The organism is Meiothermus luteus (assembly GCF_003574085.1).
Taxonomy (GTDB): Bacteria; Deinococcota; Deinococci; order Deinococcales; family Thermaceae; genus Meiothermus; species Meiothermus luteus.
This window is the reverse complement of the sequence record NZ_QWKZ01000115.1, coordinates 1-8077: the sequence shown is the minus strand read 5'-3', so window position 1 is coordinate 8077 and position 8077 is coordinate 1. Positions and strand designations below refer to the sequence as shown.

The 8077-nt window shown below is 61.7% G+C and carries 8 protein-coding genes, 1 tRNA gene and 1 pseudogene; 3 read left to right on the top strand and 7 right to left on the bottom strand.

Annotation, left to right across the window (positions count from 1 at the left end; all coding sequences use genetic code 11):
- Positions 1–14: 14 nt before the first annotated feature.
- The 7 genes from secD to Mlute_RS13100 form a co-directional block, all read right to left on the bottom strand.
- A complete protein-coding gene (secD, locus tag Mlute_RS13130) occupies positions 15–2288 on the bottom strand; it encodes a protein translocase subunit SecD (RefSeq protein ID WP_119361057.1) in 2274 nt (757 codons plus the stop codon).
- Between the two features lie 108 nt (positions 2289–2396).
- Positions 2397–2708 carry a hypothetical protein gene (locus Mlute_RS13125; protein ID WP_119361056.1) on the bottom strand — a complete coding sequence of 104 codons (312 nt, stop codon included), beginning with the start codon at positions 2706–2708 and terminating at the stop codon, positions 2397–2399.
- Position 2709: 1 nt separating this feature from the next.
- The gene (gene infB / locus Mlute_RS13120; protein ID WP_119361055.1) at positions 2710–4425 is read right to left on the bottom strand and encodes a translation initiation factor IF-2; all 1716 of its coding nucleotides are present in this window, start codon (positions 4423–4425) and stop codon (positions 2710–2712) included.
- 11 nt (positions 4426–4436) lie between these two features.
- On the bottom strand, positions 4437–4703 hold the full coding sequence (locus Mlute_RS13115) for a YlxR family protein (RefSeq protein ID WP_119361054.1): 267 nt from the start codon (positions 4701–4703) through the stop codon (positions 4437–4439).
- 3 nt (positions 4704–4706) lie between these two features.
- Positions 4707–5888 (bottom strand): transcription termination factor NusA, encoded by a 1182-nt coding sequence (gene nusA / locus Mlute_RS13110; RefSeq protein WP_119361053.1) that lies wholly within the window; start codon positions 5886–5888, stop codon positions 4707–4709.
- A 12-nt stretch (positions 5889–5900) separates the two neighbouring features.
- Positions 5901–6356, bottom strand: a complete 456-nt coding sequence (gene rimP / locus Mlute_RS13105; protein ID WP_119361052.1) for a ribosome maturation factor RimP — start codon at positions 6354–6356, stop codon at positions 5901–5903.
- 148 nt (positions 6357–6504) lie between these two features.
- Positions 6505–6591, bottom strand: a tRNA-Leu gene (locus tag Mlute_RS13100).
- 195 nt (positions 6592–6786) lie between these two features.
- On the opposite strand from Mlute_RS13100, the pseudogene Mlute_RS16700 reads away from it, so the two are divergent.
- The 3 genes and pseudogenes from Mlute_RS16700 to Mlute_RS13080 all read left to right on the top strand — a co-directional run.
- Positions 6787–6912 (top strand): annotated as a pseudogene (locus Mlute_RS16700) (transposase); the annotation flags it as partial.
- Between the two features lie 213 nt (positions 6913–7125).
- On the top strand, positions 7126–7527 hold the full coding sequence (locus Mlute_RS13085) for a hypothetical protein (RefSeq protein ID WP_147371097.1): 402 nt from the start codon (positions 7126–7128) through the stop codon (positions 7525–7527).
- Between the two features lie 90 nt (positions 7528–7617).
- Positions 7618–7947, top strand: a complete 330-nt coding sequence (locus tag Mlute_RS13080; protein ID WP_147371096.1) for a hypothetical protein — start codon at positions 7618–7620, stop codon at positions 7945–7947.
- The last annotated feature ends 130 nt before the right edge of the window (positions 7948–8077 follow it).

Sequence of the window (8077 nt, the reverse complement as noted above, 5' to 3'; positions counted from 1 at the left end):
GGTATGGGGCATTCTTAAGCTGCTTTGGGGCGGGTTTTTCTAGCCTGTTCGCGGGTTTTGTACCAAACCACCAGCGCCGAGACCACGTAGATTGAGGAGTAGGTGCCCACGATAAAGCCTACGAAGATGGCCAGGGAAAAGTCCCGCAGCACCGGACCGCCTAGGAACAGAAGGGCCAGGATGGGTAGCATGGTGGAGAGCGAGGTCATAAGCGTGCGGGAGAGGGTCTGGTTGATGGAGGCGTTGACAACCTCGTAGTAGCTTTTGCCTCGCATGAGCTTGAGGTTTTCCCGGATGCGATCGGAGATAATCACCGAGTCATTGATGGAGAAGCCCACGATGGTGAGGAGGACCGCCACGGTGGGAATGGAGAACTCGAGCCCCAGCAGGCTGTACATCCCGGCTACGATGGCCACGTCGTGCCCCACCGCGATTACGCTGGCTACCCCGAACACCCAGTCAAAGCGGAAGGCCACATAAATCAAGATGAGGGCTAGCCCAATCAGCACCGCGTAGACGGTGTTGCGCCGTAGCTCAGCCCCAATGGCCGGGCCTACGGTTTCCGACTGCAGTACGGTGGCCCCTAGGCTCTCCTGGAATTTGCGCTCGAGCTCAATTCGCTCGGCCTCGCTTATCTGGCGTACCCGGACGGAGTACTCGTTGCCTGCGACGCTGGAGAGCGAGGTGATGACCGACTCGGCCCCCTTTACCTCAGCGATGCCCGCCCCGTCTAGGAAGCTGCGGATTTGTTCGGCCCGGATGTTCTCCGGCACCCGGATGGTGAAGGCGGTGCCCCCGGTAAAGTCAATGCCATAGTTGAAGCCCTTGGTGAAGACAACCCCGACGGCCACTACCGCCAGCCCCAGCGAGGCCGCGGTCACGTAGCGGGCAGCTTTGAGAAAGTCAATCCGGGTTCCCCAGAGCCAGTAAGGGGGCCGCACCTCCCGCCGGTCGGCGATGATTTCCAGCAGCCAGCGGCTGAAGACCAGGTTGGAGAAGACCGAGGTTACTACCCCTAAGGCCAGCATCACGGCAAAGCCCCGCACCGGCCCGGTGCTGTACTGGTAGAGGGCCGCTGCGGCCAGCAGATGGCACATGTTCACGTCTAGGATGGTGATGATGGAATGGGAGAAGCCGCCTGGGATGGCCTGGCGGAACCTTTTGCCAAGCTTGAGCTCCTCCTTGATGCGCTCAAAGGAGAGCACGTTGCCGTCTACAGCAGCCCCCAGGGTCAGGATAAGCCCGGCGATGCCGGGTAGGGTGAGGGTGGCCTGGAGCAGGGAGATGGAGGCCAGGAGCAGCACAGCGGTGTAAAGGAGGCCCAGTGCGGCCACCAGGCCCATCCAGAAGCCGTAGTAGGCAAAGAGCAGCGCGAAGAGAAGCACTGCTCCGATAACCCCGGCCCTTATGCCGGCCGCGATGGCGTCCTGGCCAAGCGTAGGGCCAATGGCCCGGGTCTCGGCTACCTCGAGCTTCACCGGCAGCGAGCCTGAGCGCAGTACCAAGGCGATGTCCGAGGCTTCCTGCACGCTGGATAGCCCCTCAATTACCGCCTGGCCTCCGGGGATGGCGCTGCGGATGACCGGTGCGGTGTAGACCTTATCGTCCAGCACCACCGCAAGCTGGCGGTTTATGTTGGCCCGGGTAACCTCCTCAAACTTTTTGGCCCCTTCTGGGGTGAACTCCATGGAAACCTGGGGCCGGCCAAACTGGTCAAAGGTGGCGCTGGCCGTGCGCAGGTCGGTTCCGGTGAGGAGGGGTGGGCCTAGGTCCTCCAGCTTGTACAGACTCTTTTCTAGCTCGGCCCGGCGGGCGGCCAGCTCACTTCCAGAAAGCCCCGAGTTCCTGAGCTGGTCGTTGATCTGGGCCACGGTGAGGCCGGTGGCCCCGGGGTTCACGATGCGGAACTCGAGCCTCGCGGTCTGCCCAATCAGGTCTAGGGCCCGCTGCTGCTGGTCTTGCTTGAGGCCGGGGAGCTCCACGATAATCCGGTCGTTGCCTTGAATCTGCACCAAAGGCTCGGCCACCCCGATGGCGTTAACCCGGTTTTCAATGACCGTGCGGGCCACCTCAATCTCGCTGCGGGCGGTCTGGGCATCGGGGCTTTGGCCCACCGCTTGCAGGGTGATGCGCAGACCCCCCTGCAGGTCTAGGCCCAGCCGGATGAGCCCGTCGCGGGGCAGAAAGGCGTTTTTAGGGTCGCGCGGCTCCCAGGGGCGGAATAGGCCCACCAGGGCCGCTACGAACAGGGCTATGAGGAAAAAGGCTTTCCACTGACGGTTGGTCATAGGGGTTCTCCTAAAGAGGAGGGCTGCTGACTTGCGGCGAGCCGGGGAACTTTTGGTTCCGAAAAGACGCAGACTTGTGCCTTGTGCTGAGCGCTTCTCATCCGGTGCCTAGCCGCCATCGGTTTGCAGCCGGCCGTAAACCAGGTAAAGCCGCTGGGGCCAGCGAGCGGTCCAGGCCACGGGCCGCCAGAAGGGGGAGGGGGCCGGCTGGGCTGGGGCTAGGGCCTGTCCTGAGGCGGTTGGAACCCCCAGGCCCTGTGGGACCGGCTTGGCTTTGGCCTCCAGGAGGGGCTGGGGCAGAGGGGCTGGGCTAAAACCTTGGGACAACCCGCCCTCCCCAGGGCTTTTGGGCGACCAGAAAAGCCCCGGTCCCAGGCCCATGAGGGCCAGCACCACCAGGAGGAGCCCACGCGTAAACATCCTAACCGGCAGTCACCTCAACCCGCTGGCTGGCTTCCAGAATGTCCCCTTCCTGAAAGTCGGCGAACCCCTCGAGCATCACCCCGCACTCAAATCCCTGGCTCACCTCCCGCACATCGTCCTTTAGGCGCCTTAGGCTCTCTATTTTTCCTCTCCAGACCTCTTTGCCCTTGCGCAGCACCCGGATGTCCGCGTTGCGGGTAATCCTGCCGGTGGTCACCATACAGCCCGCCACGGTGCCCCGCGAAAGCTTGAAGATGGCCCGCACCTCGGCGGTGCCCAGCACCTCCTCTTTGAACACCGGTTCCCGCTGGCCCTTGACCATCCGGCGAATCTCGTCTATCAACTCATAGATGACGCGGAAGCTCTGCAGGGGCACCCCCTTTTGCTCGGCCATCTTGCGAACAGAACCACTGGGGTTGACGTTGAAGGAGAGAATGGCCCCGTGGGCGGTGGAGGCCAGCAGTACGTCTGATTCGCTGGGCGCCCCTACTGCCGCCAGCAGGACGTTTACCTTGACCTCATCCCCGGATTCCTTGCTCAGGATGTTTTGAATGGCCTCCAGCGAGCCTTGGGTGTCCGCGCGCAGGATTAGGTTGATTTCCTTCTGCTCACTCTCGCGCATCCGGCGCATTAGGTCGGCCAGGTTGCGGGTCCTTCCGGCCTCGGCCTGGCTTTCCCGGGCCCTGCGCTCCTCAATGCGCTCCTCGGTAATCTCTTTGGCGGCCACCTGGTCGGGCACCCAGAAAAAGGTCTCTCCGGCCACCGGCAGCTCCGAGAAGCCCAGCACCTGCACCGCGCTGCCGGGGCCGGCCTCGCTGCGCCGCTTTCCGTCGGCGTCGGACATGGCCCGAATTTTGCCCCAGTGCTCCCCAGCCACCACGTAGTCGCCCACCCGCAGGGTGCCCTGCTGCACCAGCAGGCTTACCAGCGCACCGGCCTGCTTATCCATGCGCGATTCTAGAATGACCCCCTGGGCCTCGGCCTTAGGGTCGGCCCGCAGGTCCTCGAGTTCAGCGATGAGCAGGATGGTCTCCAAAAGCTCGGGTATGCCCTGGCCGGTCTTGGCTGAGATGGGCAGCACCTCGGCATCACCGCCATAGGCCACCGGGACAATGCCCATCTGCATCAGGTCTTGGTAGACCCGGTTTATATCCGCCCCGGGGAGGTCCATCTTGTTGGCCGCGTAGATGATCTTGGCCCCTGAGGCTTTGGCGTGGGCGATGGCCTCCTTGGTCTGTGGCATGACCCCTTCGGTTGCGGCGATTACGATGACGGCGATGTCGGCGACCTTAGCCCCCCTCTGCCGTATGGTGGTGAAGGCCTCGTGCCCCGGGGTATCAATGAAGACCACGGTGCCGCCCTCGGTCTTGACCTCAAAGGCCCCGACGTGCTGGGTAATTCCTCCGGCCTCCTTCTCAGCGATGCGGCTTTTGCGCAGGTAGTCCAGCAGGCTGGTTTTGCCGTGGTCTACGTGGCCCATGATTACCACCACCGGGGGCCGTGGGGGGATGGCCTTGCGGGCCTCTTCGGCCCTTCGGGCGGCCTCGGCCACCCGCTGTTCCCCGATGAGCTCTTTGACCGCTTGGGCGGTGTCTTCCTCCAGCGTGCTGGCGTGCGACTTGTAGGCCACGCCCATATCGTCAAGAATTTTCAGGAGCTCTTCGTTGGACATCTCCAGCTCTTTGGCGAGCTGATAGATTCTAATTTTTGCCATGTAAACCTCCTCTAAGAGGGCCTAGGAAGAAGGCCCTCTAAAAGCGTTCGCAAAGCCTGGGAGAGCTCGGTGGCTTTGGCCCCGGCGAAGCGCCGTAGCTTCTTTTCACTCCAGCACTCGGGGTTGTCCGGACAGACGTAGGCCCCGCGGCCGGGCCGGCGCCCGGTGGGGTCAATTACCGGCCCTGCTTCGCCCAGCACAATCCGCAAGAGTTCGCGCTTGGGCCTGCGGGTTCGGCAGGCCACACATTGGCGAATGGGAATGTGCTTGCCGGGCATGGGCTACTCGCCGTCTTTGAACAGGCTGTCAAAGCGTTCTCTGGCGTTTTGGGAGGCCCGGAGGGCTTCTTCTTTTTCGGCGGCTTTGAGAATGGCCGCGTCTAGGTCGGTAATCTCCTCGGCCTCCTCAAAATCAATCTCGTAGCCGGTGAGCCTGGAGGCCAGCCGCACGTTCTGCCCCGATTTTCCAATGGCCAAGGAGTGCTGGTCCTTGGCCACCACCACTCGAGCTCGATTCTTCCCGTCCTCTCGGGTCTCTAGGGTAATTTCGCCGACCGTTGCTGGGGAGAGGGCATTGCGGATGAACTCCTTGGGGTTGGGGCTCCACTGGATGATGTCCACCCGCTCGCGGCCTAGCTCCGCCGATACCGACTGGATACGCTGCCCTTTGTGGCCGATGCAGGCCCCAATGGGGTCTACGTTGGGGTTGTGGCTCATCACCGCCACCTTGCTCCGGCTCCCCGGTTCCCGGGCGATGGCCTTGACCTCCACGATGCCCTCGGCAATCTCGGGAACCTCCTGGCGCAGCAAATAGCGCAGCAGCTCCTCGTGGGCCCGCGAGACCAGCAGGCTGGGGCCTTTGGAGGAGCGCTGCACCTGCTTGAGGTAGACCTTAATGCGCTGGCCTGGGTAGTAGCGTTCGGTGGGAATCTGCTCCTTAGGCGGCATGAGCGCCTCACCCCGACCCAGCTCCACATAGACGTTGCCGCGGTTGTCTACCCGGGCCACGGTTCCGGTGACCACTTCGCCTTCTTTGTCCTTGTACTCGTTGTGGACGCGGGTGCGCTCGGCCTCCTTGAGCCTTTGGGTGAGCACCTGCTTGGCAATCTGAATGGCGATTCGGCTGAACTCCTCAGGGTCTACTGGGAATTCCATCTCCTCGCCTATGGAAACCTCGGGGTCGTACTGCTTTGCGGTTTCCAGGTCAATCTCTTTCTCAGGGTCTTGGACCTTCTCAACCACCCGCTTGACCTCGAGCACCTCCAAGGTGCCCATCTGGGGGTCTAGGTGAACCTCCACGATGGGGCCTTTGCCCTCTTCCTCGCCGTCCTTCCTGGTGCGGTAGCCCTTTTGCCTCAGGTAGGCGAGCCGCAGGGCCTCCTCAAAGTTTTGAATGAGCTCCTCGGCGGTGACCCCTCGCTCATGGGCGACCTGGGCTAGAGCGTCTACGAATTCCTTGTTCACGGGTCTTCCTCCTTATCTGGGCTGTTCTGGCCACTCGGCTAGGTTGGCCTTGAAGCTGCCGACCTTCAGCCGGCGGGTTTCCTGGTTGTCCAGTTCAAACTCCACCTGGTCCTCCTGTACCCCTTTGACCCGGGCGGTAAAACTGCCCTCCGGGCTGCGCACCCGGACTTTGAGCCCCGCAAAGCGCTCAAAGTGGCGGGCGGTGAGCAGGGGGCGCTGGGGGCCAGGGGATTCAACCTGTAAAAGGTACTTGCCCGCAATGGGGTCGTACCGGTCTAGGTGGCTCGAGAGGGTCTGGCTGGCCCGCTCGAGGTCGGCTACCGTGATAGGCGTTTCGTCCCGGCGCTCAATCCTCACCAAAAGCACCCGCGAACGCCCCGAGGGCCTAAGCCCCACCTCCAGCACCTCGTAGCCCAACGGGTGGAGCACCTCCACCACAATCTGCTCGAGGGAGTAGTCCTGCCCCACGCCTCACCTCCTCGTTCCCAAGCGAGGGGGGTGGGTTTGCGACCCACCCCCCTGGTCTCCCGGGAGCCCTATCCAGGGCCAGTCTACCACCCTTTGATGAGAGGGTAAAGACGCACCCAAAGGAAACCCCCCCTTTGGGGGGGTGGCTTGGTGCCGGGAACAGGACTTGAACCTGCACACCCTTACGGGCACATGACCCTGAATCATGCGCGTCTACCAATTCCGCCATCCCGGCTCAGGGCCAAGGCAAATAGTAGCCGGAGTGCTTCTTTTAGTCAAGGGGGTGTAATCGGTCAACACATTCCCTCGTGTGCTACTTGATCCGAAGCCCTTGGGTGTGAAAAAAGAGGGGGGCGCTATGGAAGCTCACCGCGAGCACCCCCAGAACATAGCTTCCGGCTGACTTACTACCTTGACGCAGAAACCCTAGCATCAAAAGGCCACCCTGGCCGAACGCCTCACTCTCGCCCTCTTTATCCTCCTTCAGGGCCAAGACCTCGCCAAAGGCGACCTCGCGGCTAAGGTCACCCTAGAGGAAAAGCCCAAGAGCTGGCCGAAGCGGGGCTCCTCCAGGTGGAGGGCACGTGGCTCCGCCCCACCCCAAAGACCTTTTCCCTCCTCCATCCGGTCATCCTCGCCCTCTGGGAAGCCCTTGAAGGCCACGCGGGGGCGGGCTAAACTTTGACCAAGTCTAAGGGAGGTGGCCCATGGGCCTACGGACTCTGGCGGAACAGGCATAGTCATCTACAGCGTCACCTACGGCGTCGGCATGTCGCTCTTCATTGCCATCTCCCTCGTCCCCACCCCTCTCCCCCTGCAGCTCGCCCTTGCCTTTCTCGTCTACCTGCTGGGGTTTTGCCTGGATGCCATCACCACCCGGTGGGCCGTTGTCCGTTACGGCCCGGAGGTTGAGTCGAATTCGATTGCCCGCTACTTCTTCCGGCGGTTTGGTTTTTGGTGGGGCCTATTCCTGGCTGCAGTCTTGAGCATAAGCATGGGCATGGGAGGAGGCCTTGTGTTCTTGCTTTTGGGCCAGGATCCAGATTACTTTATCGTTGGTTTTGGGTTTATGAGCTCTGAACACCTTGGTGCAGGTCTTTCGAACCTATACTTCATCCGCTGGCTCAAGGTTCTGGACCCGTCCGAGGGGAACAGAACCCCGCTGATTTAGGGAGGTTTGCGGTACGGTTATGGAAGGGTTCGTGCGGACCGAGTGGCAGTCGGGCTGGTTTGGGTAGAATCCTTGAGCAAGGGGCAGTGAGTGATGCTGTGGAAAAAGAAGGGTTCCCTACGGTATGCCATCGTCCTGTTGGAAGAAGGCTTGCGGAGGTTCTTTTGGGCTTTTCTGGCCACCTTCGCTCTAGCGATAGCTCAGTTTTATCTAGGCCCCATTCTCACTGACAAGCTTGGCTGGAAGAGTGAAACTTTCATCACGACTTTTTATTACGGAGGCATAGAAGGTTTCAAGCTGATACAGGAGCGGGACCTGGCCGGATACCTCGGCGTCTACTTTGACTGGGCTTTTCCCTTCCTCCCCCTGCTTATCGTCATCTTGCTCTTCATCAACCCACCCCGCATGGAGGAGTGGTAGTGGGCCCTGGCGTTGCCATCATCCCAAGCGAACTTACGCGGTTCCGTGATCCGAACCTCTTACCTTATACACTCCTACCCCGTCTCCCGTGTGATGCCTCCCACCCCCCTCCCCACGGCTTCCTCCAGAG

Coding starts and splice junctions, on each gene's coding strand:
- secD (WP_119361057.1), bottom strand. CDS start 2,288: ATGACCAACCGTCAGTGGAAAGCCTTTTTCCTCATAGCCCTGTTCGTA.
- Mlute_RS13125 (WP_119361056.1), bottom strand. CDS start 2,708: ATGTTTACGCGTGGGCTCCTCCTGGTGGTGCTGGCCCTCATGGGCCTG.
- infB (WP_119361055.1), bottom strand. CDS start 4,425: ATGGCAAAAATTAGAATCTATCAGCTCGCCAAAGAGCTGGAGATGTCC.
- Mlute_RS13115 (WP_119361054.1), bottom strand. CDS start 4,703: ATGCCCGGCAAGCACATTCCCATTCGCCAATGTGTGGCCTGCCGAACC.
- Mlute_RS13085 (WP_147371097.1), top strand. CDS start 7,126: ATGTCGCTCTTCATTGCCATCTCCCTCGTCCCCACCCCTCTCCCCCTG.